This window comes from Sulfuriferula sp. GW1 (assembly GCF_047300855.1).
In the GTDB taxonomy this organism is placed as follows: Bacteria; Pseudomonadota; Gammaproteobacteria; order Burkholderiales; family Sulfuriferulaceae; genus Sulfuriferula.
On the sequence record NZ_CP170197.1, the window covers coordinates 2258793 to 2282270 of the forward strand.

Annotated in this window: 20 protein-coding genes, 3 tRNA genes, 2 rRNA genes and 1 pseudogene; 9 read left to right on the forward strand and 17 right to left on the reverse strand. The window is 54.6% G+C overall.

What is annotated here, in order from left to right; all coding sequences use genetic code 11:
* Positions 1–12: 12 nt before the first annotated feature.
* Both ACFDAU_RS11000 and ACFDAU_RS11005 read right to left on the reverse strand, forming a co-directional pair.
* Positions 13–747 (reverse strand): hypothetical protein, encoded by a 735-nt coding sequence (locus ACFDAU_RS11000; protein WP_413436972.1) that lies wholly within the window; start codon positions 745–747, stop codon positions 13–15.
* Between the two features lie 56 nt (positions 748–803).
* On the reverse strand, positions 804–1073 hold the full coding sequence (locus ACFDAU_RS11005; RefSeq protein WP_124704296.1) for a hypothetical protein: 270 nt from the start codon (positions 1071–1073) through the stop codon (positions 804–806).
* A 100-nt stretch (positions 1074–1173) separates the two neighbouring features.
* On the opposite strand from ACFDAU_RS11005, the gene prfB reads away from it, so the two are divergent.
* Both prfB and lysS read left to right on the forward strand, forming a co-directional pair.
* Positions 1174–2278 (forward strand): peptide chain release factor 2 gene (gene prfB, locus ACFDAU_RS11010; RefSeq protein WP_124704295.1). Its coding sequence is split into 2 segments (ribosomal slippage): positions 1174–1254 and positions 1256–2278, totalling 1104 coding nucleotides; the frame shifts between segments, so codons are not numbered across the junction.
* A gap of 2 nt (positions 2279–2280) precedes the next feature.
* Positions 2281–3783 (forward strand): lysine--tRNA ligase, encoded by a 1503-nt coding sequence (gene lysS, locus ACFDAU_RS11015; protein ID WP_413436973.1) that lies wholly within the window; start codon positions 2281–2283, stop codon positions 3781–3783.
* A 6-nt stretch (positions 3784–3789) separates the two neighbouring features.
* Here the strand turns inward: lysS and ACFDAU_RS11020 are convergent, their stop codons facing one another.
* Positions 3790–6279 carry a glycogen/starch/alpha-glucan phosphorylase gene (locus ACFDAU_RS11020; RefSeq protein WP_413436974.1) on the reverse strand — a complete coding sequence of 830 codons (2490 nt, stop codon included), beginning with the start codon at positions 6277–6279 and terminating at the stop codon, positions 3790–3792.
* Between the two features lie 292 nt (positions 6280–6571).
* Here ACFDAU_RS11020 and ACFDAU_RS11025 point away from each other — a divergent pair, with 292 nt between their 5' ends.
* A complete protein-coding gene (locus ACFDAU_RS11025; protein ID WP_124704292.1) occupies positions 6572–6805 on the forward strand; it encodes a FeoA family protein in 234 nt (77 codons plus the stop codon).
* 12 nt (positions 6806–6817) lie between these two features.
* Positions 6818–8602, forward strand: a complete 1785-nt coding sequence (gene feoB / locus ACFDAU_RS11030) for a ferrous iron transport protein B (RefSeq protein ID WP_413436975.1) — start codon at positions 6818–6820, stop codon at positions 8600–8602.
* Positions 8603–8678: 76 nt separating this feature from the next.
* On the opposite strand, the gene iscX is transcribed toward feoB, so the two are convergent.
* From iscX to ACFDAU_RS11080, 10 genes are read right to left on the reverse strand one after another with little or no spacing between them, the layout of a single operon-like run.
* On the reverse strand, positions 8679–8879 hold the full coding sequence (iscX, locus tag ACFDAU_RS11035) for a Fe-S cluster assembly protein IscX (RefSeq protein WP_413439541.1): 201 nt from the start codon (positions 8877–8879) through the stop codon (positions 8679–8681).
* Complete coding sequence (fdx, locus tag ACFDAU_RS11040) at positions 8875–9213, reverse strand: ISC system 2Fe-2S type ferredoxin (protein ID WP_413436976.1); 339 nt, start codon at positions 9211–9213, stop codon at positions 8875–8877. Before fdx ends, iscX begins: the two co-directional genes overlap by 5 nt.
* A 20-nt stretch (positions 9214–9233) precedes the next feature.
* A complete protein-coding gene (gene hscA, locus ACFDAU_RS11045) occupies positions 9234–11096 on the reverse strand; it encodes a Fe-S protein assembly chaperone HscA (protein ID WP_413436977.1) in 1863 nt (620 codons plus the stop codon).
* The gene (gene hscB / locus ACFDAU_RS11050; protein ID WP_413436978.1) at positions 11096–11629 is read right to left on the reverse strand and encodes a Fe-S protein assembly co-chaperone HscB; all 534 of its coding nucleotides are present in this window, start codon (positions 11627–11629) and stop codon (positions 11096–11098) included. The genes hscA and hscB overlap by 1 nt, the downstream gene beginning before the upstream one ends.
* A gap of 35 nt (positions 11630–11664) precedes the next feature.
* Positions 11665–11988, reverse strand: coding sequence for an iron-sulfur cluster assembly protein IscA (gene iscA, locus ACFDAU_RS11055; protein WP_413436979.1), 324 nt, complete (start codon positions 11986–11988; stop codon positions 11665–11667).
* 17 nt (positions 11989–12005) lie between these two features.
* A complete protein-coding gene (gene iscU / locus ACFDAU_RS11060; RefSeq protein WP_413436980.1) occupies positions 12006–12413 on the reverse strand; it encodes a Fe-S cluster assembly scaffold IscU in 408 nt (135 codons plus the stop codon).
* 21 nt (positions 12414–12434) lie between these two features.
* Positions 12435–13646 carry an IscS subfamily cysteine desulfurase gene (locus tag ACFDAU_RS11065; protein ID WP_413436981.1) on the reverse strand — a complete coding sequence of 404 codons (1212 nt, stop codon included), beginning with the start codon at positions 13644–13646 and terminating at the stop codon, positions 12435–12437.
* 30 nt (positions 13647–13676) lie between these two features.
* Positions 13677–14150 carry a Fe-S cluster assembly transcriptional regulator IscR gene (iscR, locus tag ACFDAU_RS11070; RefSeq protein WP_413436982.1) on the reverse strand — a complete coding sequence of 158 codons (474 nt, stop codon included), beginning with the start codon at positions 14148–14150 and terminating at the stop codon, positions 13677–13679.
* A gap of 54 nt (positions 14151–14204) precedes the next feature.
* Positions 14205–14957, reverse strand: coding sequence for a serine O-acetyltransferase (gene cysE / locus ACFDAU_RS11075; RefSeq protein WP_413436983.1), 753 nt, complete (start codon positions 14955–14957; stop codon positions 14205–14207).
* Between the two features lie 53 nt (positions 14958–15010).
* On the reverse strand, positions 15011–15736 hold the full coding sequence (locus tag ACFDAU_RS11080; RefSeq protein WP_413436984.1) for an RNA methyltransferase: 726 nt from the start codon (positions 15734–15736) through the stop codon (positions 15011–15013).
* Between the two features lie 53 nt (positions 15737–15789).
* Between ACFDAU_RS11080 and ACFDAU_RS11085 the strand changes: the two genes are divergently transcribed.
* From ACFDAU_RS11085 to ACFDAU_RS11100, 4 genes are all read left to right on the forward strand, one after another.
* A complete protein-coding gene (locus ACFDAU_RS11085; RefSeq protein ID WP_413436985.1) occupies positions 15790–16584 on the forward strand; it encodes an inositol monophosphatase family protein in 795 nt (264 codons plus the stop codon).
* A gap of 73 nt (positions 16585–16657) precedes the next feature.
* Positions 16658–17884: an aspartate kinase gene (locus ACFDAU_RS11090; protein WP_124704279.1), complete on the forward strand. Its 1227-nt coding sequence runs from the start codon at positions 16658–16660 to the stop codon at positions 17882–17884.
* A 48-nt stretch (positions 17885–17932) separates the two neighbouring features.
* Positions 17933–18025: transfer RNA gene (locus ACFDAU_RS11095), tRNA-Ser, on the forward strand.
* A gap of 29 nt (positions 18026–18054) precedes the next feature.
* A tRNA-Arg gene (locus tag ACFDAU_RS11100) sits at positions 18055–18131 on the forward strand.
* Between the two features lie 30 nt (positions 18132–18161).
* On the opposite strand, the gene ACFDAU_RS11105 is transcribed toward ACFDAU_RS11100, so the two are convergent.
* Positions 18162–19169, reverse strand: coding sequence for a tyrosine-type recombinase/integrase (locus tag ACFDAU_RS11105; protein WP_413436986.1), 1008 nt, complete (start codon positions 19167–19169; stop codon positions 18162–18164).
* Between the two features lie 75 nt (positions 19170–19244).
* On the opposite strand from ACFDAU_RS11105, the pseudogene ACFDAU_RS11110 reads away from it, so the two are divergent.
* Positions 19245–19541 (forward strand): annotated as a pseudogene (locus ACFDAU_RS11110) (transposase); the annotation flags it as partial.
* Positions 19542–19912: 371 nt separating this feature from the next.
* Here ACFDAU_RS11110 and rrf read toward each other — a convergent pair.
* The 3 genes from rrf to ACFDAU_RS11125 form a co-directional block, all read right to left on the reverse strand.
* A 5S ribosomal RNA gene (gene rrf / locus ACFDAU_RS11115) occupies positions 19913–20026 on the reverse strand.
* Positions 20027–20171: 145 nt separating this feature from the next.
* Positions 20172–23056, reverse strand: a 23S ribosomal RNA gene (locus ACFDAU_RS11120).
* Positions 23057–23324: 268 nt separating this feature from the next.
* Positions 23325–23400: transfer RNA gene (locus tag ACFDAU_RS11125), tRNA-Ala, on the reverse strand.
* Positions 23401–23478 lie beyond the last annotated feature (78 nt).

Below are 23478 nucleotides of genomic sequence, written 5' to 3' on the forward strand. Positions count from 1 at the left end.
GGATTGCAGTTTTCAGAAGCGCCTGCCGAGAGCAAATAGCGTCATTCGATTGGCGCTGAAATTGACGTAAGGATCGTAGGCCACGCGCCCAAACCAGGGCGCGTAATCGTATGTCAGGGCGATACCGCTTCCCTCAACGTCGTCGCCTACCGTGTTTCTCCCGCTTTTGTAGGACAGATCTATTGTAAACCGCTGCTTTTCGGCAAACCTGCGACGTGCTATCAAGTGGGTGACGCGTTGCCCGGTGCCGAGCCGGTCATCCTTGACCATAAATAGCGACAGTACTGTATTACTGATCGCGCGCGTACCGATACCGAGCGTGATGGCATCGTTCGGATCGAAGTTGAGATTGTAGTAATCGCGCAGATTGGTACGACCAAAGCCGACAATGGCAAAGGTGTCGCCGCCGATTTCCGCATTTGCCGAGCCGCCCAGAAATCCGTGTGAGGCCACCTGAACGGAAAGAACCAGGCGCGCGGCACCCAAGTCAGCGTGCCTCTCGTAACCGGCACGAGCTTGTTGAAACCCAAGCCGGTCGCGGTAATAACCAATCCATCCAACATTGTCACCATAATCGGCGCGCAGGTTAAGGTCAGCCGCATTATTGCCGTCGCTGATACGGTAAAAAGCGGGGGTGAGCTTGAACGCCAGCGACGGCTCGCCTCCTCCGGCCGCGGGTTGCGCCAATACATTGGTTGCCAGCAGCATGGCCGCCGCCGCAGGCAGGATGGAAAAACGAATTTTCATACGACACATAGCGCGCCTTGCTGTTCGCCCACTCGATTTCATTCCGGCAAAATCGATCACCCCGCCAGACCCTTTTTCAGCAATTCGGCCACCATCTCGTTCAAACCCATCTGGCGCGTTTGCGCCAGAGCTTGTATCTGTTGCACCAGTTCACTGTTGAGTTTCACTGCAAACGGCACCAGGCCCTGCGCCTGATCCAGCTTGCGCTGTTCGCGCCGGTCCGGCATGGCCCCTGCCTCACCGCCGAAACGGCCGGGGATGCCGGCCTGTTTCATCTGGCTGTTGATTTTCAGTCCCTGGTTTTTGTACAGGTCGGTTTTTTTCATGGTGCGAGTCCTTCATCAATTGAGGCGCTTATTCTACGCGTGAAGGCAGTAGTACAAGAATGATATAATTTGCCGTTTTTCAGCACCTTATACAAACATCATGGAAGCAGAACGCCTCAATCAGATCGATGCCACCCTGACCGACCTGGTGCGCCGCACCGCCGAACTTCGGGGGTATCTTTGACTTCGATACCAAGTTAGGCCGCCTCGAGGAAGTCAACGTGCTGGCTGAAGATCCGGCCATCTGGAACGACCAGAAACGCGCCCAGGAACTGGGCCGCGAGAAAAAATCGCTGGAAAATGTGGTACTCACTCTGCAAAGCCTGGACCAGGGTTTGCGCGATGCGCGCGACCTGTTCGAGATGGCGCGCGAGGAAAACGATGACGCCACGCTGGAAGCGGTGGGCGACGATACGGCAAAGCTGGAACAGACCGTGGAAACCATGGAATTCCGCCGCATGTTCGCCAATCCGATGGACCCCGCCAACTGCTTTATTGACATTCAATCCGGAGCGGGCGGCACCGAGGCGTGCGACTGGGCATCGATGCTGTTGCGCCAGTATCTGCGTTACTGCGAGCGCAAAGGCTTCAAGACCGAGGTGATGGAAGTCTCCGACGGCGATGTGGCCGGTATCAAATCGGCCAGCATCAAGGTCGATGGTGAATATGCCTACGGCTTTTTGCGCAGCGAAACCGGCGTGCACCGGCTGGTGCGCAAATCGCCGTTCGACTCATCTGGCGGCCGCCATACCTCGTTCGCCAGCGTGTTCGTCTACCCGGAAGTGGACGATTCCATCGAGGTTGATATCAACCCGGCCGATCTGCGTGTCGACACCTACCGCGCCTCGGGTGCGGGCGGTCAGCACATCAACAAGACCGATTCGGCGGTGCGCATTACGCACATCCCCACCGGCATCGTGGTGCAATGCCAGAACGACCGCTCCCAGCACAAGAACCGCGCCGAGGCCATGTCCATGCTGAAATCACGCATGTACGAAGCCGAACTGCGTAAACGCCAGGCCGAGCAGGACAAGCTCGAAGCCGGCAAATCCGACGTCGGCTGGGGCCATCAGATCCGCTCCTACGTGCTCGACCAGTCGCGCATCAAGGACTTGCGTACCAACGTGGAAATTTCCAATACCCAGAAAGTGCTGGACGGCGATCTGGATGAGTTCATTCAAGCCAGTTTGAAACAAGGCGTTTAACCATGACCGATACCACGCAACAAATCCCGCAAGACGACAACCAGATCATCACCGAGCGGCGCGCCAAGCTGGCCCAGTTGCGCGAATCCGGCGTGGCGTTTCCCAACGATTTTGAACGCCGCGATTACGCCGCCAGGATCCACGCGGCGCATGGTGAAAAAACCAAGGAAGACCTCGAAGCCGCGCCGGTGGAAGTGCAGTTCGCCGGGCGCATGATGCTGAAGCGGGTGATGGGCAAGGCCAGCTTTGCGACCTTGCAGGACATGGGCGGACGCTTGCAGATTTATGTTGCCAACGATATTACCGGCGAAGCCACGCACGAGGCATTCAAGCATTGGGACCTGGGCGATTTTATCGGCGCCACCGGCGTGCTGTTCAAGACCAAGACCGGCGAGTTGTCGGTGCGTGCCACATCGGTGCGCCTGCTGTCGAAATCCTTGCGTCCGCTGCCGGAAAAGTTCCACGGCTTGAGCGATCAGGAACAGAAATACCGCCAGCGCTATCTTGATTTGATTACCAACGAAGATGCACGCCGGGTATTTGCAACGCGCTCGAAAATCGTGCAGACCATCCGCAATTTCATGACCGGTCACGATTTTCTGGAAGTGGAAACGCCGATGATGCACCCCATTCCCGGCGGCGCGGCGGCCAAGCCATTCACCACGCACCACAATGCGCTGGACATGGAACTGTTCCTGCGCATTGCGCCGGAGCTGTATCTGAAGCGGCTGGTGGTGGGCGGCTTCGAGAAGGTATTCGAGATCAACCGCAACTTCCGCAACGAGGGATTGTCGACGCGCCACAATCCCGAGTTCACCATGATGGAATTCTATGAGGCGTATCGGGATTACCGCTACCTGATGGACTTCACCGAAACGCTGCTGCGCGAAACGGCGCGTGCCGCCACCGGCAGCGAGCAGGTCAGCTACAACGGCCAGATCATTGACCTGGGCCAGCCGTTCGACCGCCTCACCATCGTCGATGCGGTGCGCAAATACCATCCCGAATTCAGCGTCGAGCAGCTCAACGACCGCGCCTGGCTGGCCGAATGGTTCAAGGCCAACAAGGCCAGGTTCCGCGAATCCGATGGGCTGGGCGGCCTGCAGCTGACGTTCTTTGAGGAAACCACCGAGAGCTTGCTGATCCAGCCCACTTTCATCATCGACTACCCGGCGGAAGTGTCCCCGCTGGCGCGCCGTTCCGACAGCCAGCCAGAGATTACTGAACGCTTCGAACTGTTCATCACCGGGCGCGAACTGGCCAATGGCTTCTCCGAATTGAACGATCCGGAAGACCAGGCCGAGCGTTTCATGGAACAGGTGCGCAACAAGGAAGCCGGCGATGAGGAAGCCATGCACTACGACGCCGACTACATCCGTGCGCTGGAGTATGGCCTGCCCCCCACCGGCGGCTGCGGCATCGGCATCGACCGGCTGGTGATGCTGCTGACCGACAGCCAGAGCATCCGCGACGTGATTCTGTTCCCGCAGATGCGGCCGGAATAGCCGACCTTACTTCACCCCGGGTTTGAGCTTCCAGATTTCGCGGTTGTATTCCAGCATGGTACGGTCGGTCGAGAAGAAGCCACTGGAAGCGGTATTGAGGATGCTCATGCGCGTCCAGCGTGCAGTATCCTGCCAGGCCAGCGAAACCTGCTCCTGTGCATCCACATAACTGCGGAAATCCGCCAGCGTCTTCCAGGGGTCGTGAGGGCTTTGCAGCGCATCCAGAATCATGTCGAAGATGTTTGGCTCGTTAGGGTTGAAATGACCTGAACGCAACAGCTTGAGCACGTCATGCAGATCGTTATCCTCGTTGACATAGCGCCACGGGTGGTAGTTGTGCCCCAAGGCATCGACCTCGCCTGCTTTGAGACCAAACAGAAAGAAATTTTCAGCACCGACTGCGTCCATGATTTCGATATTGGCACCGTCGTAGGTGCCAATGGTGACGGCACCGTTCATCATGAACTTCATGTTGCCGGTGCCGGATGCCTCTTTGCCCGCGGTGGAAATCTGCTCGGAAAGATCCGTCGCCGGGGCAATGATCTCCATACTGGTTACCCGATAATTGGGTAGAAACGCAAGTTTCAGGCGTCCGTTAACATCCGGATCGCTATTCACCACGGCAGCCACATTATTGACCAGCTTGATGATGCGTTTGGCCATGACGTAGCCTGGCGCAGCCTTGCCTCCTATCAGTACGCAGCGATTGGTCCAGTTATCCAGACGCCCATTTTTGATGCGCAGGTAGAGATGGATCACGTGCAGTACATTGAGCAACTGACGCTTGTATTCGTGAATACGCTTGACCTGCACATCGAATAACGCCGTTGGATCAAAATCCACATTGCACTCGGTTTTGACAAGTGCGGCCAGACGTTGCTTGTTGGCTAATTTAACTTCTCGCCAACGCGTATGAAAGGCCTCATGGTGAACCTCGGCATAGGATTTCAGTTGCTCCAGCTGGCTCAAATCCGCCACCCAGCCATCACCGATCGTTTCGCTAATCAACGCAGTCATGCCGGGGTTGGCATAAGCCACCCAACGGCGCGGCGTCACACCGTTGGTCTTGTTGTTGAATTTCTCCGGCCACAATTGATAGAAATCGTGAAACAAGCCGTCGCGAAGCAACTTCGAATGCAAGGCCGCCACACCATTGACTGAAAAACTGCCCACGATTGCCAGCCACGCCATGCGCACGTAGCGCTGACTGCCATCTTCGATAATGGACATTCGCTGCTGTCGTTCGATATCGCCGGGCCATTTGAGTGATACCTGGCGCAGAAAACGTGCATTGATTTCGTAAATAATTTCCAGCAATCTCGGCAGCAAGCGCTCGAACAGGCTCAACGGCCATTTCTCCAAGGCTTCCGGCAGCAGGGTGTGATTGGTATAAGCCATGCAGCGCGTGGTAATTGACCAGGACTGTTCCCAGCTCAGGTTTTTTTCATCCATCAGGATGCGCATCAGTTCGGCCACCGCGATGGTCGGGTGTGTGTCGTTCATCTGGAACACATTTTCAGCGGCAAAATCGCGGTAATCACGCGCCTCATGGTGCTCCCATACGCGCATGGCGTCCTTGATACTGGCCGAAGCCAGGAAATACTGCTGACGCAGACGCAGCTCCTTGCCGTTTTCGCTGGTGTCATTGGGATAGAGCACCATGGAAATATGCTCGGCATTATTCTTCGCCTGTACCGCTTCGGTGTAGCTCCCGGCATTAAATTCACCCAGATTGAATTCCTCGGTAGCTGCCGCCTTCCATAAGCGCAAGGTATTCACTGTTTTGTTGCGATAGCCGGAAATAGGCATATCGAATGGAATCGCCAGCACGTCTTGTGTATCCACCCAGCGTGCGCGCTGATTGCCATGATCATCCCGGTAGTGCTCGCTACGTCCGCCGAAATGCACGCGCTGGCCATATTCACTGCGCTCAATCTCCCAGGGATTGCCATTGCGTAACCAGCGATCCGGTTCTTCCACCTGATAACCGTTGTCGATATGCTGACGGAACATGCCGTATTCATAGCGCAGGCCATAGCCCATTACCGGCAATTGCAGCGTCGCACAGCTATCCATGAAGCACGCTGCCAGACGCCCCAAGCCTCCATTGCCCAGACCTGCATCGGGCTCCTGATCAACAATGTCTTCCAGCTGCTCGCTCATATCCAGCATGGCCTGATGGGTTTCATCTTTAATGCCAAGATTAAGCAGATGATTGCCCAGGGCCCGCCCGATCAGAAACTCCAGAGACAAGTAATAGGCACGCCGGCTGCCAGGCTGCAACTGACGATCCCAGGTGCTGCGCCAGTCCACCATCAGACGGTCACGCAGCGTGTACGCAAGGGACTCGTACGCATAGAACGGCTCGCATCCCTGAAAGCGTCCCAGATGGTAAGACAGATAACGCTGAAAGTCGGCGCCAATAGCCTTGGCATCGTGAGCCAGAGGTTTGAGCTGAACCGGACGATAAACGTTTTTGGGGGTAAAACCTGGCATGGATGGGGCTCCTTGATTAATTGGCCTGTTTGTTGATTTTGCACATTGGCAGAGTGGCTAGTTCTACAAAAGTACCGGATACGGGTTCGCATTTAGTACGTATTCAACGTCTGCTCCATGCCCGAACGTTGTTATAGCCCGTGTTGTGATTATTGCTGATTGATCCGATTACAGGATCAATGAGTTCCAACTGTATTTTATTTTGCATGGCTTTTCAAAATTATTGCTCGCAGGCTTGCATGGCATACTGGCTTATGATACAAATAAGAACGTTTCTCATTTATAAAAATTTATGCATACCTCGCTAGATCATCTGTTTCCAAATCAAAGTGGCACGATTGAAACCATCGATGCCGGTCCCGAGTTGGGACGGCGTATGGCCGCGCTGGGACTGCGCCCCGGACGACGCATAGAAGTGGTGCGCACGGCGCCGCTCAAAGGCCCGATGCAAATTCGCATTGGCCATACGGAACTGATGATACGACGCATCGACGCTGCCAAAATCTGCGTCAATCTGGTTGCCTGACACCCCGCCATCATGAAACGTATCGCTCTTTTGGGCATGCCCAACACGGGTAAATCCACTTTTTTTAACCGCCTGACCGGTGCTGGGGCACGTGTGGGCAACTGGCCGGGCATCACGGTTGACCTGCTGGCCGCCAAAATTCTGCTGGGCGGCAACATGGTGGAGGTGGTGGATTTGCCGGGCATTTACAATCTGCACGGCTTTTCTGACGACGAGCAGGTGGTGCGGCATTTTCTTGAATCTCAGGTCGTCAATGGTCTGGTGGTGATTCTCAATGCCGCCCAACTTGATCGGCAACTGGCGCTGCTGCTTCAGCTCAAGGCACTCAAGCTGCCGATGACGCTGGTTCTGAATATGTCGGACGAGGCCAAACAACTGGGGGTCAAAATTGATCTCGCCGAGCTTGCGCGCAACCTCGATATGGCAGTCACGCTGATCAGTGCAAAATATGGCCAGGGTTTCGAGTCGGCACGTCATGCCATCGAACAAATTGTGCAACACAATCCGGCAGCACGCCTGGCCGATACCGAGGGTCTCAGTCAGGATGACCGCATCGAGGTCGAGCTTGACCGGATTGTCAGTGGCTCGGTCAGCACGCCGATTACGCTGTCGCCCGGTATCACGCGCCGTCTGGACCGGATATTGTTGCATCCCTGGCTGGGTCTGCCCTTGTTTTTTATTACCGTGTTTTTGCTGTTCCAGCTGGTTTACGGCATTGGCACGCCCTTGCAGGATGGCATGAACTGGGGGCTGGAGCATATCAAGACCGGCCTGTTGCAACCCGCACTGGTTCACGCACCGTTACCCCTGCAGAGTTTCATTCAGGATGGCTTGTTCGATGGTATCGGCACCGTGTTGAGCTTCCTGCCCATCATCGTCGTGTTCTTCATGTTCATGGCGATTATCGAAGACAGCGGCTATCTGGCGCGTGCTGCCTACCTGATGGATGCGGTCATGGCCAGGCTGGGGCTGGATGGGCGCTCATTCGTGATGCAACTAATGGGCTTTGGCTGCAATGTCCCCGCCCTGATGGGCACGCGGGTGATGCGCTCTCGCGCGTTGCGCCTGCTGACCATGCTGGTGATCCCGTTCTCGCTATGCTCGGCGCGCCTGCAAGTATTTCTGTTTTTCACCACCGCTATTTTCGCGCCACGCGCGGCTGCAATGGTGATGTTTTCGTTGTATCTGATGAGTTTTTTGATGGCGTTCCTCACCGCGCTGGTGTGGCGCGGCAAATACCGCAGCGTGGAACCGCTGTTGCTGGAGCTTCCACCTTACCGATTCCCCACCTTCAAACAACTCATCGCCCAGGGCTGGCAGCAGTCGCAGCATTTCTTGAAAGGCGCCTCGGGTTACATCGTCGGCGGTGTCATTGTGGTGTGGGCGTTAACGCACTATCCGTTCGACGTGCCGCCCGCCAGCCCCGCTACCCTGGCGGGGCAACTGGCTGACTTCATGGCGCCACTGTTCCAGCCATTGGGTATCGATCGATTGTTGTCTGTGGCGCTGCTGTTCGGCTTCATCGCCAAAGAAATCGTGATCGGTGCTCTGGCGGTAATTTATGGCGCTGGCCAGTCCAACCTGGCGGGTATCATTGCCGGCAAACTGGATTGGGTACAGGCATACAGTTTCATGCTGTTCACACTGATTTATACGCCGTGCCTGTCCACCGTGGCGGTGCTCAAGCAGGAGTCGAAGAGCTGGTGGTTTACCGTGCTGGCAGTGGCCTGGCCACTCGGCCTGGCCTGGCTGGTGAGCTTCATTTTCTACCAGAGCGCGCGCGCTTTGGGCTGGTAAAGTCCTGGCAACTGCTAAGCAACAACAGGCCGATCCGGCCAGAATGAAGTCATCGCCGGGAACGAATCAAGTGGCGTTATTCGGCCTCATCCATCCATGCAAGCTGAATCGCTTCAAGTATCTTTTCACTGGATTTATCCGGTGCATCGTCAAACCCGGGCAACTCAGTCACCCAGCGGTGCAGGTCGGTGAAACGCACGTATTGCGGGTCAACATCGGGATGGGTTTCCAGCAATTCAATAGCAATATCCAGGGTGTCTGTCCACTTCATGTCAATGCCCTTCCTTGACCATGTTGATGGTGTACTTGGGAATCTCGACGACCAGGTCGGCTTGATTCACCTTTGCCTGGCAGGACAGTCGCGATTGGGGTTCCAGACCCCATGCCTTGTCCAGCATATCGTCTTCCAGCTCATCCGATGGTGCCAGTGAATTGAAGCCTTCACGAACGATGACATGGCAGGTGGTGCATGCGCAGGATTTCTCGCACGCATGTTCGATTTCCACTCCATTGGCCAGCAAGGAGTCACAGATGGACACGCCGGACTCGGCTTCGATCACCGCACCTTCCGGACAAAGCTCCTCGTGGGGCAGAACAATTATTTTTGGCATATCAATAACCGGTTGTTTAATTAAATCGCGTCAAGACGCTGGCCTGTCAATGCCTCCCGCACACTCACATCCATGCGCCGTGCAGCAAAATCATGGGTAGCGGCATTGAGCGCTTCGGCTGCATCCTTGATGGCACGAGGATCTGAACCGTCGAGCCTGCCTTGCAGTGTGCGCATGGCTGCGTCAATCGCTTTACGCTCATCTGCTGTCAATAGCTCCGCAGCATTTTCATCCAGGGCTGTTTGTGTTGCGTCCAGCAGGCGTTGTGCGTCCACCCGCGCTTCCTGTAGCGCACGCATCTGCATGTCATCCTTGGCATGTGTGTAGGAATCGCGCAGCATGCGGGTGATATCTTCGTCAGCCAGACCATATGCGGGCTTGACCGTGACCGAGGCCTGTACGCCGCTTTTCAGTTCCTGGGCCGAAACCGACAGCAGACCGTCGGCATCCACCTGAAAGGTCACACGGATACGCGCTGCCCCAGCCACCATCGGCGGGATACCGCGCAGCTCGAATTTCGCCAATGAGCGGCAATCGGACACCAGTTCACGTTCGCCCTGCAACACGTGAATGCTCATCGCAGTCTGGCCATCCTTGTAGGTCGTGAATTCCTGTCCGCGCGCGGCCGGGATGGTGGTGTTGCGCGGCACGATTTTTTCCACCAGGCCGCCCATGGTCTCAATCCCCAGTGACAGCGGAATGACGTCCAGCAGCAGCCAGTCGTCTTCTCCACGGTTGCCGGCGAGTACATTGGCCTGAATGGCTGCGCCCAGCGCGACCACCTTGTCCGGGTCCAGATTAGTCAGTGGGGTCTGCCGGAAAAATTCGGCAACGGCCGCCTGGATACGCGGCATCCGTGTCGAGCCGCCCACCATGACTACCCCTTTAATCTCGTCCACGCTCAAACCGGCATCGCGCAAGGCCTTACGCGTGGGTGCCAAGGTCTTGTTGACCAGGCTTTGGGTAATCTCGTGAAACGTTGTGGCGTTCAGCATCAGATCAACGGTTTCGCCGGTCGATAGCACGGCTGTGATACTGACTTCACGGTGTTCGGACAAGGCCTCCTTGGCCTCACGTGCCTTGGTCAACAATAGCCGGGTGTCTTTTGCATCCAGCGCGGCCAGACGCGATTTCTCCAGAATCCAGCAGAACACGCGCTGATCAAAATCGTCTCCGCCCAGTGCCGAGTCGCCATTGGTGGCCAGCACTTCAAATACACCTTGCGACAAGCGCAGGATGGAGATATCGAAAGTGCCCCCGCCCAGATCATATACGGCGTAGATGCCTTCAGCGGCATTATCCAGACCGTAGGCAATGGCGGCTGCCGTGGGCTCATTGAGCAGGCGCAATACATTCAGACCAGCAAGCTTGGCGGCATCTTTTGTGGCCTGGCGCTGGGCATCGTCAAAATATGCCGGTACGGTAATCACCACACCGCTCAATTCACCGCCCAGCGAACGCTCGGCACGATCGCGCAATACGCGTAAAATTTCGGCCGATACCTCAACCGGGCTTTTTACTCCGGCAGCGGTCCTGAACTGCACCATGCCCGGCGCATCGACAAAATGGTAAGGGAAGCTACCTGCATCGGTAATGTCGGCGAGCCCGCGTCCCATAAATCGTTTCACCGATACAAGGGTATTGTGCGGATCGATGCTTTGCGCGCATTGGGCAGCGTAACCTACCACAGGTGCAGCCGTGGCTGAGTAACGTACCACGGATGGCAACAGCGCCCGCCCATCTTCGTCATTCAGCACAACGGATACGCTGTTACGCACGCTGGCGACCAGTGAATTGGTGGTACCCAGATCAATGCCTGCAGCCAGACGATGCTGGTGTGGCTCGGTACTCATGCCGGGTTCGGAAATTTGCAGAAGGGCCATCAGGTTTCGAGTGCTTCGTAGGTGTCGTGGATTTCTACGACCAGTTTGTCCATGAATTTGAGCTTGCGCACGCTCTGCGCAGCACCGGGGTAATCGTGTTGCTCATCCAGCTGCCGGGCCAGTACGGCACGCAATTGCCGGGCGGTATCGGCAATCTCCGCCTCAATGGTTTGCAGGGCTGCCACATCTGCTGCCTCACGCGCTTCCTGCATGCCTTCCCGCCATTCCATTTGCTGCATCAGGAAGTCGCCTGGCATCACAGTATCGCGCTCAGCCAGCGCGTCTATGCCTTGCAGTTGCAGCAGATACTGGGCACGGTTGAGCGGCGATTTCAGTGCCTGATAGGCTTCATTGACGCGGGTTGACCATTGCATTGAAGCGCGTTGTTCAGCCGCTGACAAATGTGTGAACTTGTCCGGATGAACCTGGCTTTGCAATGCACGGTAGGCTTGTTCGAGCGCGGCTGTGTCCAGTGCAAAACCTGGAACCAGCCCGAACAACTCGAAATGGTTACGATTGAAGTCAAACTGCATGTTAGGCTCGCGGGGAATAATGCCCGGCGCGCAGCTCAGACGTTAAAGCTTTCGCCGCAGCCACAGGCGTCTTTGACGTTGGGGTTATTGAATTTGAAACCTTCGTTCAGGCCTTCGCGCACAAAATCAAGCTCGGTGCCATCCAGATACGGCAGGCTTTTCGGATCTATCAGGACGGTCACGCCATGGCTTTCAAAACGCAGATCCTCTTCTCCGGCCTGATCGGCAAATTCCATCTTGTAAGCCAGTCCGGAACAACCGCTGGTACGTACGCCCAGGCGCAAGCCCACGCCCTTGCCACGCTTGGCAATAAAGTTGGAGACATGCTTGGCAGCGCGTTCAGTCAGGGTAATCGCCATAATGAACCTCTTCTGGTTTAACCGTGGCTGGCAGCAGCTTGTGTGCCGCCGTGTTTGCTCTTGTAATCTTCCACCGCAGCCTTGATGGCGTCCTCGGCCAGAATGGAGCAATGGATCTTAACCGGCGGTAGTGCCAGCTCTTCAGCAATGGCGGTGTTTTTGATTTCCATCGCCTGATCCAGCGTCTTGCCTTTGACCCATTCGGTCACCAGCGAGCTGGAGGCTATCGCCGAACCGCAACCGTAAGTTTTGAATTTGGCGTCTTCGATGATGCCATCCTTGCCCACCTTGATCTGCAACTTCATCACGTCGCCACAGGCCGGAGCGCCTACCATACCGGTGCCGATATCTTCATCGCCTTTGCCAAAAGAACCCACATTGCGGGGATTTTCGTAGTGATCGAGTACTTTATCGCTGTATGCCATGATCGTTCTCCTTCAGTAAAATTAGTGTGCTGCCCACTTCACGGTTTCGAGATCAATGCCTTCCTTGTGCATCTCCCACAATGGGGAAAGTTCACGAAGCTTGCCGATTTTCTGGTGCAGCAATTCAATTGCGAAATCGATGTCCTGTTCGGTCGTGAAACGACCTACCGAAAAACGAATCGAGCTATGCGCCAGTTCATCGGAACGTCCCAGCGCACGCAATACATAAGATGGCTCCAAACTGGCTGAAGTACAAGCCGACCCGGATGACACGGCCAGATCCTTGATTGCCATCAGCAGCGATTCGCCTTCGACGAAATTAAAGCTGATATTGAGATTGTGCGGCACGCGATGTTCCATATCGCCATTGACATGGACCTCTTCGATGTCGGACAAACCCTTCAACAGGCGATCACGCAACCTGCGGATGCGCTCGTTTTCCGCAGCCATTTCCTCGCGGGCAATACGGAATGCTTCGCCCATACCGACTATCTGGTGCGTCGCCAAGGTACCGGAACGCATACCACGCTCATGCCCGCCGCCATGCATTTGCGCTTCGATGCGCACGCGCGGTTTGCGTCGCACATAGAGTGCGCCAATGCCTTTAGGACCGTAGGTCTTATGTGCCGAAAACGACATCAAATCCACCTTGAGCCTGGCCAGATCAATCTCTACCTTGCCAGTAGCCTGAGCGGAATCCACATGAAAAATAATACCCTTGTCACGACAAATTTCGCCAATGGCAGGAATGTCCTGTATTACACCAATTTCGTTGTTCACATACATCACAGAGACCAGAATGGTATCCGGCCGAATCGCCGCCTTGAATTTTTCCACATCGAGCAGGCCATTGGGTTCCGGGGTGAGATACGTCACCTCATAGCCTTCACGCTCCACTTCGCGCATGGTATCGAGAACCGCCTTGTGCTCGGTGCGCACGGTAATCAGATGCTTACCCTTACCCTTATAGAAATGTGCCGCGCCCTTGAGTGCCAGATTGATGGCCTCTGTGGCACCCGAAGTCCACACGATCTCTTTTGGATCGGCATTCACCAGTTTGGCTACCTCCTCGCGCGCATTTTCTACAGCTTTTTCGGCATCCCAGCCAAACGCATGGGAGCGGCTGGCCGGATTGCCAAACTGCTCGGTCAGGTATGGGATCATCTTCTGCGCCACACGCGGGTCAACCGGCGTCGTCGCTGAGTAATCCAGGTAAATCGGCATCTTTGACATCACTTGCTCCATTGTCCAATCCGTATCGCGTCAGGCCGCGACACTTATTTTTTCGCGTCCACGACGGTGGTCGTGCACCACATTTGCAGATGGTAACCTAGCTGATTGCTGTACCACCAGATTCTCCAGCGTCACTTCCGCCAGATAGTCCTGAATACGCTTGTTCAAATTCGTCCATAGTTCGTGGGTCATGCAGCGCTGGTCGTCCTGACAATTTTCCAACCCGCCACATTGCGTCGCATCAATCGGCTCGTCCACAGCCTGAATTATTTGCGCCACGGTTATTTCACCCAGCGATCTTGCTACCAGATAACCACCTCCCGGGCCACGCACGCTTTCCACCAGCGCGCGCCGTCTTAGCTTGCCGAACAGCTGTTCCAGATAAGACAGCGATATTTTTTGCCGTTCACTGATGCTGGCCAGCGCCACCGGTCCGTGACCGTTATGCAACGCCAAATCGATCATGGCGGTTACTGCGAATCTTCCTTTAGTCGTCAAGCGCATTTGCGTGGCCTCACTCGTATAACAATGAATAAGACAATACAATACCCGATTAATTCAGTCAACTATTTTATTGAGATAGGCGGCGTCGAATTGTGCGTCTGTTTTGCAGGTGGCCGGCGGCTCCGCGCCCGTTTTTTCCAGCTGCTGCAAAATCCATGCGATACGCTCGTCGGTAACCGTGGAATGATTAATCAATCCATGCACTGCCTTGACCATAGGATCATTCATATCCGCACTAATGGCGTATGCTGAGAAACCCAATTTACGGGCAATCTTTTCATCTGGTTTGGTTTGATTCTCGTCCAGGATACGCGCAGGTATCCCTACGGCAGTAGCGCCCTTAGGCACATCCTTTACCACCACGGCGTTGGAACCAATCTTGGCGCCTTCGCCTATCGTGAGCGGCCCCAATATCTTGGCCCCCGCCCCCACCACCACGCCCTTCTCCAGAGTGGGATGACGCTTGCCTTTATTCCACGAAGTGCCACCCAGGGTCACACCGTGATACAAGGTGCAGTCATCGCCTATTTCTGCGGTTTCACCAATGACCACCCCCATACCGTGATCAATAAACACACGTCGGCCGATGATGGCGCCGGGATGAATTTCGATACCGGTCACACTGCGCGCCAGGTAGGCGATGAACCGCGCCAACCACTTGAAGTTCGCATGCCATAATCGCGCTGCCAGGCGATGCGCCAATATCGCATGGATGCCAGGATAAGTAGTGAGGATTTCCCACCTGGAACGGGCCGCAGGATCGCGCTCGAACACTACCAAAATGTCTTCACGCAGCTTGCTAAACATGGCTCATGCAAACCTTCTCAATATGAATTAAAAGTATCTTATACCCAACTAATTCAGTCAACTTTACGCATCGCCTTAACTATCCCCATCAGGAAATGAAGTTCTTCTTTTTCCAGCCGGGTACGCGAATACAGTCTGCGCAAGCGCGTCATCAGACGCCGGGGCGCCGCTGGATTCAGAAAACCTGCCGAAATCAGGGTAAGCTCAAGTTCGCGATAAAACAGTTCGACCTCTTCATGCTGCGCCAATTCCGGTACGTCTGCGGGTGGCATGGTCAATTCCGGCAATGCACAGCGCAGCTCATAAGACAAAACCTGTACGGCAGATGCCAAATTTAATGAGCTATAGTCAGGATTGGACGGAATATGGGCTAGCAATTGACAGCGGTCCAGCTCAGCATTCGTCAAGCCCGACATTTCAGTCCCGAACACCAGGGCAACCGGCTGAAGAGCTGCCTGCTTCAGCAGAATCGGTGCCATGTCGCGTGCGCTAAGCATTTCATGCGACAAATCACGCCTCCGCGCCGTGCATCCAACGGTCAATACACTCCCGTTCAGCGCTTCGTCCAGTGATGTGCAAACGCGTGCGTTTTCGAGCACGTCCTGCGCTCCGGATGACATGGCGTGGGCAACCGGATCCGGAAATTGCTTGGGATTCACCAGGCGCAGGTCGCTCAGCCCCATTGTTTTCATCGCTCGCGCCGCCGAGCCAATATTGCCGGGATGGCTGGTATGGCTCAGTACAATCCGTACATTATTTAGTAAAAAAGTTTTATTCAACGCGCACTTACCTTTAAAATGGAGGCTGTTTCCACGCTCATTGACATATCAACATGCATCCCATGCTCACCACCGCGGTGAAAGCCGCTCGCCGAGCCGCCGGCATTATCAACCGTGCGTCCCAGGATATTGATGCACTCACGGTCAAACACAAGAATCACAATGATTACGTTACGGAGGTGGATCGTGCTGCGGAACAAGCCATTATCGACGTACTGCTGACCGCCTACCCCAACCATGCGATTTTAGCAGAAGAGAGCGGCGCGCAAGGCAGTTCCGAATACCAATGGGTGATCGATCCGCTGGATGGCACGACCAATTTCCTGCATGGATTTCCGCAATATTGCGTATCCATCGCGCTGCTGCATAAAGGCCAGCTGAATCAAGCCGTGGTATACGATCCCAGCCGCAATGACCTGTTTACCGCTTCGCGTGGTCAAGGCGCCTATTTGAATGAACGCCGCATTCGCGTGTCCAATCGACTGAAGCTTGCGGATTCCCTGATTGGTACAGGCTTTCCGTACCGTGATTTCAGCCATCTCGATGCTTATATGGCCATGTTCCGGGACATGCTGCAAAAAACCTCCGGCGTACGGCGGCCTGGCTCGGCTGCACTGGACCTGGCTTATGTTGCTGCCGGGCGACTGGATGGATTTTGGGAAATCGGTCTGAACAAATGGGATATTGCCGCCGGCTGTCTGCTCATTCAGGAAGCAGGAGGTTTGGTGGGAGATTTCAATGGCGACGATAGTTACATAGATACCGGCAATGTAGTCGCCGGCAATCCAAAAATTTTTGCCCAGTTACTGCAAACCCTGGCGCCTCACCTGACAACGGGATTAAAGTAAGTCGCAGCTGGCCCGCCTCGTTATTTTTACGGCGCTGGGATAGAATTTGATTTTTTGAAGCAGAAAATAATAAATGTCACTCATCGTACAGAAATACGGCGGAACTTCAGTCGGCAGCGTAGAGCGCATCAAACAGGTAGCCGAACGCGTCGCCAAATTCAAAATGCTCGGGCACCAAGTCGTGGTTGTGTTATCCGCCATGAGTGGGGAAACCAATCGATTGATCAAACTGGCACACGATGTTCAATCGCAACCCGACGCACGCGAACTGGACGTATTGGTCTCCACTGGCGAGCAAGTCACGATAGCCCTGCTTGCCATGGCGCTCAAGGATCTTGGCCTCAAAGCCAAGAGCTACACCGGCGCGCAAGTGCGCATCCTCACTGACAGCTCCTATACCAAAGCGCGCATCCTGAATATTGACGAGCAACACCTGCGCTCCGACCTTCAGGCTGGCAATGTCATTGTTGTAGCGGGTTTCCAGGGTGTCGATGAACACGGCAACATCACGACGCTGGGTCGCGGTGGTTCTGACACCACGGGCGTGGCGCTGGCTGCTGCGCTGAAGGCTGACGAGTGCCAGATCTACACCGATGTCGATGGCGTATACACGACGGACCCGCGCATCGTGCCAGAAGCGCGGCGCCTCAAGACAATCACTTTTGAAGAGATGCTGGAAATGGCCAGCCTGGGATCGAAAGTGCTGCAAATCCGCTCAGTCGAGTTCGCCGGAAAATACAAAGTCAAATTGCGTGTGCTATCCAGCTTTCAGGAAGAAGGCGAAGGCACGCTCATCACATTCGAGGAAGATGACAACATGGAACAAGCCATTATCTCCGGCATCGCCTTCAACCGCGACGAAGCCAAAATTACCGTGCTTGGCGTGCCAGACACCCCTGGCGTTGCGTATCAAATCCTGGGACCTGTCGCAGACGCAAACATTGATGTTGACATGATCATCCAGAACGTAGGCGCTAACAACACCACGGATTTCACTTTTACCGTGCATCGCAATGACTATGTACGCACATTGCAAATGCTGCGCGACTTGCAAGCGAAAATCGGTGCCCGCGAAGTGACCGGTGACGACAAAATTGCCAAGGTCTCCATCGTCGGTGTTGGCATGCGCTCGCATGTAGGCATAGCCAGCAGCATGTTCAAAACTCTGGCCGAAGAAAGCATCAACATCCAGATGATCTCCACATCCGAGATCAAGATTTCCGTCGTCATTGATGAAAAATATCTGGAACTGGCCGTGCGCGTTCTGCATAAGGCTTTCGGGTTGGAAAAAGCCGCATAAATTTGACCGGTGACGCGCAAGAAGCTATCATTGCGCGCTGTCTCAAACGGAGAGATGGCCGAGTGGTCGAAGGTACTCCCCTGCTAAGGGAGCGTAGGGTTTATAGCCTTACCGAGGGTTCGAATCCCTCTCTCTCCGCCAGAACTTATGTTAAAATGTCACGCTTCAAAGCGCCCGTAGCTCAGCTGGATAGAGTACTTGGCTACGAACCAAGGGGTCGCACGTTCGAATCGTGCCGGGCGCACCAAAATATACAATGGGTTAGGTCAGAAATGATCTAACCCATTTTTATTTTGATGGGGACTTTTCGGGGACTTTCTTTTCCCGTCTGCTCCCGCCGAATCATGGCAAGACTACGATTGATCCGACTGCCTTCATCCTTGATGCAGTTCGCCGCTTCTAGCAGTTCATTAATCTGTACCACCGAGTAATGAGCGGTCATGCCTTGGCGCGTGTGCCACAGAATATCTGCAATCGTTTCTTCCCGTACGCCTGCCTCACGCAATCGCATTCCAACCGTGTGGCGCAGATCGTGAATGTGCAAATCGGGAATCCCCGCCTGCTTTCGCGCTCGTTGCCATGCGTTGTTGTTCATGGTTTCAACTCGGTGCCCCTGATAAGGAAACACATACTCAGCATGGAGCCCGCGCTGTGTTTCGATGATACTTTGAGCCACCGTATTGCAGACCAGAACGCGACCGCGTTTCCGACCCTTGACGTTCTCCCTTGGAATATCAAACACTGATACTTCCAGTTCAGGAATGGCAATCTCCCATTCCCATTTCAGACCACAAACCACCCCATCCCGTGCACCCGTGTTCAAATCGAACAGAACCATCTTAGCCAAATGATCCGGCAGTAACGGCATGATGCGCCGTTGTTCTGCCCAAGTAATGGGACGCGGTTCGCGCTGGTATCCCAACAGCGGCAGCATGGTAATAAGAGGCGGTGTATCCAGCCACGTTTTACCATCCTCATCACGCCAACTGCGCGCCGCAAGATTCAGAATCCGCCGAACTATACCAAGGCCCAGATTGATGGTCTTGTGGGCTAGTCCGTTGGCTTTCCGATCTTTGATGAAGGACGCCAGCGTTCCATCGTGAATCTGATCGAGCGTCAGCTTACCGATAAATGGCACCAACCTTTCCAGCAGATAAATGTCCTGAGAGAGCGACACTTTCTCCTGATGGTCGAGCAGATATTTTGCAGCCGCTTCGTCAAATGTCCGTTTGGGGCGAATCCCGAAAAGATGAACCTGCCGAAGTCGTTCAAGCTGAAAAATCAACCAGCTTTCTGCTTCTTCAAACGACTCGAAACGGTTGCGAAGTCGAGTGCCTTTGTATATCCGATCGACACACTGGAACGGCGCACCGTGTCCGGCGCGCAGTTCCTATGGCTGGTGTTGCAGCATGTGCTGCCCAAGGGCTTCCGCCGCGCGCGCAACTTCGGCTTTCTGCACCCCAACTGCAAGCGCCTGATCGCCTTGCTGCGGGTGCTGCTCAGATTCGCTCCGGGCCGGGCAGCGGCATGGGTCAAGCAGCGCGCGCCGATCCTGTGCGCTTGCTGCGGTGCGGTGATGGTGATTGTGCGGACGCGGATTCGACCGGCGTTCGCAGGGCCGCTGCCGGTTCCCATTGTGATTCGAGGTGCGCAGTGACCATGTAAGCGCATCGACAATCGACAGCAGGTGAAGGAACGCAGTGCCTGAAAGCTGAGGAACACGCTTGCCTGGCGTCGGCGCTCAATCAGTCCCTCAGCCCCCAAATCAGGCATCGGTTGCCGCAATGGCACCGATGAAACGCGCGATCAAACGTACGGCCTTCGGGTAAAGGCCCAACCGGGGCGGTTTCCAAAAAGCTATTTTCTGTGAGGCTCGATCACGCTCAGGGCCGGGCTCGTCCAACAAACGGTTCAGATCGTGGCTACGCACGATCTAACCTTATTCGTTGGGCTTTAAATTCAGTAGATTGTATTGCCTTAAAAGTAAAAAACCCCCAGGTTTTCACCTGAGGGTTTTTTGGTATAGAAGTCTGACGATGACCTACTTTCACATGGGTAATCCACACTATCATCGGCGCTGTCCCGTTTCACGGCCCTGTTCGGGATGGGAAGGGGTGGTTCCAGGACGCTATGGTCGTCAGACGTAAGCTGCTCGGACGCGGTGCGATCTTTCGATCAGACCGCGTCCCGAATTGGAAGAAGTAAAGTGTGTTGCGTGTTTTGATTGTACTGCGCTGTTTTAATCGCGCTGCGCTGTATTAACCAGTAACCCACTACTTAAGGTTATAGGGTCAAGCCTCACGGGCAATTAGTACTGGTAAGCTTAATGCATTACTGCACTTCCACACCCAGCCTATCAACGTCCTGGTCTCGAACGACCCTTTAGGGGGGTCTAGCCCCCGGGAAATCTCATCTCAAGGCGAGTTTCACGCTTAGATGCTTTCAGCGTTTATCTCTTCCGGATTTAGCTACCCGGCGATACCACTGGCGTGATAACCGGTACACCAGAGATCCGTCCACTCCGGTCCTCTCGTACTAGGAGCAGGTCCCTTCAAATTTCCAGCGCCCACGGCAGATAGGGACCAAACTGTCTCACGACGTTTTAAACCCAGCTCACGTACCACTTTAAATGGCGAACAGCCATACCCTTGGGACCGGCTACAGCCCCAGGATGTGATGAGCCGACATCGAGGTGCCAAACTCCCCCGTCGATGTGAACTCTTGGGAGGAATCAGCCTGTTATCCCCAGAGTACCTTTTATCCGTTGAGCGATGGCCCTTCCATACAGAACCACCGGATCACTATGACCTGCTTTCGCACCTGCTCGACTTGTCAGTCTCGCAGTCAAGCATCCTTTTGCCATTGCACTATCGCTACGATTTCCGACCGTAGCTAGGATACCTTCGTGCTCCTCCGTTACGCTTTGGGAGGAGACCGCCCCAGTCAAACTGCCTACCATGCACGGTCCCCGATCCAGATAATGGACCTAGGTTAGAACCTCAAACACACCAGGGTGGTATTTCAAGGGTGGCTCGACGATATCCGGAGATACCGCTTCAACGCCTCCCACCTATCCTACGCAAGTATGTTCAAAGTCCAATGCAAAGCTACAGTAAAGGTTCATGGGGTCTTTCCGTCTAGCCGCGGGTAGATTGCATCTTCACAAACACTTCAACTTCGCTGAGTCTCAGGAGGAGACAGTGTGGCCATCGTTACGCCATTCGTGCGGGTCGGAACTTACCCGACAAGGAATTTCGCTACCTTAGGACCGTTATAGTTACGGCCGCCGTTTACTGGGGCTTCGATCAAGAGCTTGCACCCCATCACTTAACCTTCCAGCACCGGGCAGGCGTCACACTCTATACGTCCACTTTCGTGTTTGCAGAGTGCTGTGTTTTTATTAAACAGTCGCAGCCACCTTTTCACTGCAACCCCGTTCTGCTCCACGAGCAAGTCGCTTCACATACTAGGGGCACACCTTCTCCCGAAGTTACGGTGTTAATTTGCCGAGTTCCTTCTCCTGAGTTCTCTCAAGCGCCTTAGGATTCTCACCCTGCCCACCTGTGTCGGTTTGCGGTACGGTCGTCCTTGAACTGAAGCTTAGTGGCTTTTCTTGGAAGCATGGTATCGCTCACTTCAGTGCCGTAGCACCTCGTCATCATGCCTCAGCATTGACCCCCCGGATTTGCCTAAGGGATCTGCCTACACACTTAAACCAACTATTCCAACAGTTGGCTGAGTTAACCTTCTCCGTCCCCACATCGCATTCAAGGCCGGTACAGGAATATTAACCTGTTTCCCATCGACTACGCTTCTCAGCCTCGCCTTAGGAGCCGACTCACCCTGCGCCGATGAACGTTGCACAGGAAACCTGGGGCTTTCGGCGAACGGGCTTTTCACCCGTTTTATCGCTACTCATGTCAGCATTCGCACTTCTGATACCTCCAGCAAGGTTCTCACCTCACCTTCAACGGCCTACAGAACGCTCTCCTACCATATGTAATAAATTACATATCCGCAGCTTCGGTGCACAGTTTGAGCCCCGTTACATCTTCCGCGCAGGACGACTCGACCAGTGAGCTATTACGCTTTCTTTAAATGATGGCTGCTTCTAAGCCAACATCCTGGCTGTCTATGCCTTCCCACATCGTTTACCACTTAACTGTGTCTTTGGGACCTTAGCTGGCGGTCTGGGTTGTTTCCCTTTTGACACCGGACGTTAGCACCCGATGTCTGTCTCCCAAGCTCGCACTCTTCGGTATTCGGAGTTTGCAATGGGTTGGTAAGTCGCGATGACCCCCTAGCCATAACAGTGCTCTACCCCCGAAGGTGATACTTGAGGCACTACCTAAATAGTTTTCGGAGAGAACCAGCTATTTCCAGATTTGTTTAGCCTTTCACCCCTATCCACAGCTCATCCCCTAATTTTTCAACATTAGTGGGTTCGGACCTCCAGTGCGTGTTACCGCACCTTCATCCTGGCCATGGATAGATCATCTGGTTTCGGGTCTACGCCCAGCAACTATCGCCCTTATCAGACTCGGTTTCCCTACGCCTCCCCTATTCGGTTAAGCTCGCTACTGAACGTAAGTCGCTGACCCATTATACAAAAGGTACGCAGTCACGGAACAAGTCCGCTCCCACTGTTTGTATGCATGCGGTTTCAGGATCTATTTCACTCCCCTCCCGGGGTTCTTTTCGCCTTTCCCTCACGGTACTGGTTCACTATCGGTCGATTACGAGTATTTAGCCTTGGAGGATGGTCCCCCCATGTTCAGACAGGATTTCTCGTGTCCCGCCCTACTTGTCGCAAACTTAGTTCCACACACAGGTTTTCACGTACGGGGCTATCACCCTCTCTGGCCAGCCTTTCCAGGCTGTTCTGTTAACGTGTGTGCTAAATCTTGCAGGCTGTTCCGCGTTCGCTCGCCACTACTTGCGGAATCTCGGTTGATTTCTTTTCCTCGAGCTACTTAGATGTTTCAGTTCGCTCGGTTCGCTCCACTGAGCCTATGTATTCAGCTCAGGGTACCCCTAAGGGTGGGTTTCCCCATTCGGACATCTGCGGATCAAAGCTTGCTTGCCAGCTCCCCGCAGCTTTTCGCAGGCTGCAACGTCCTTCATCGCCTGTAATCGCCAAGGCATCCACCACATGCACTTAGTCGCTTGACCCTATAACCTTAAGTCTCTCTTGCGAGATTCGCTCAGTTACAGGTTAATCAGCGTTTGCTACCCGATCCAGACTGACTAAGCCCGGATCGGTTGATACAATCAAAACCCGTTTGTCTATCGCCATTCAGGCAGCGATCGCTCGCTGCCCGGCCGGCAATAAACACTTTACTTCTTCCAATTTTTTAAAGAACAGCTCCACTCATAAAGAGTGAGGTCTAAAGTGCGTGCACTTTACACCTGACGCTTCATGGCTACTTCACACGAAACCTGGTGGAGGATGACGGGATCGAACCGACGACCCCCTGCTTGCAAAGCAGGTGCTCTCCCAGCTGAGCTAATCCCCCGTTAAGCGACCTGACCGGCGTAGCGCGGCGTTGCTCGGGCGCTCGTGTGCAACAGCACACGTCGCTTCCTCCCGCCTG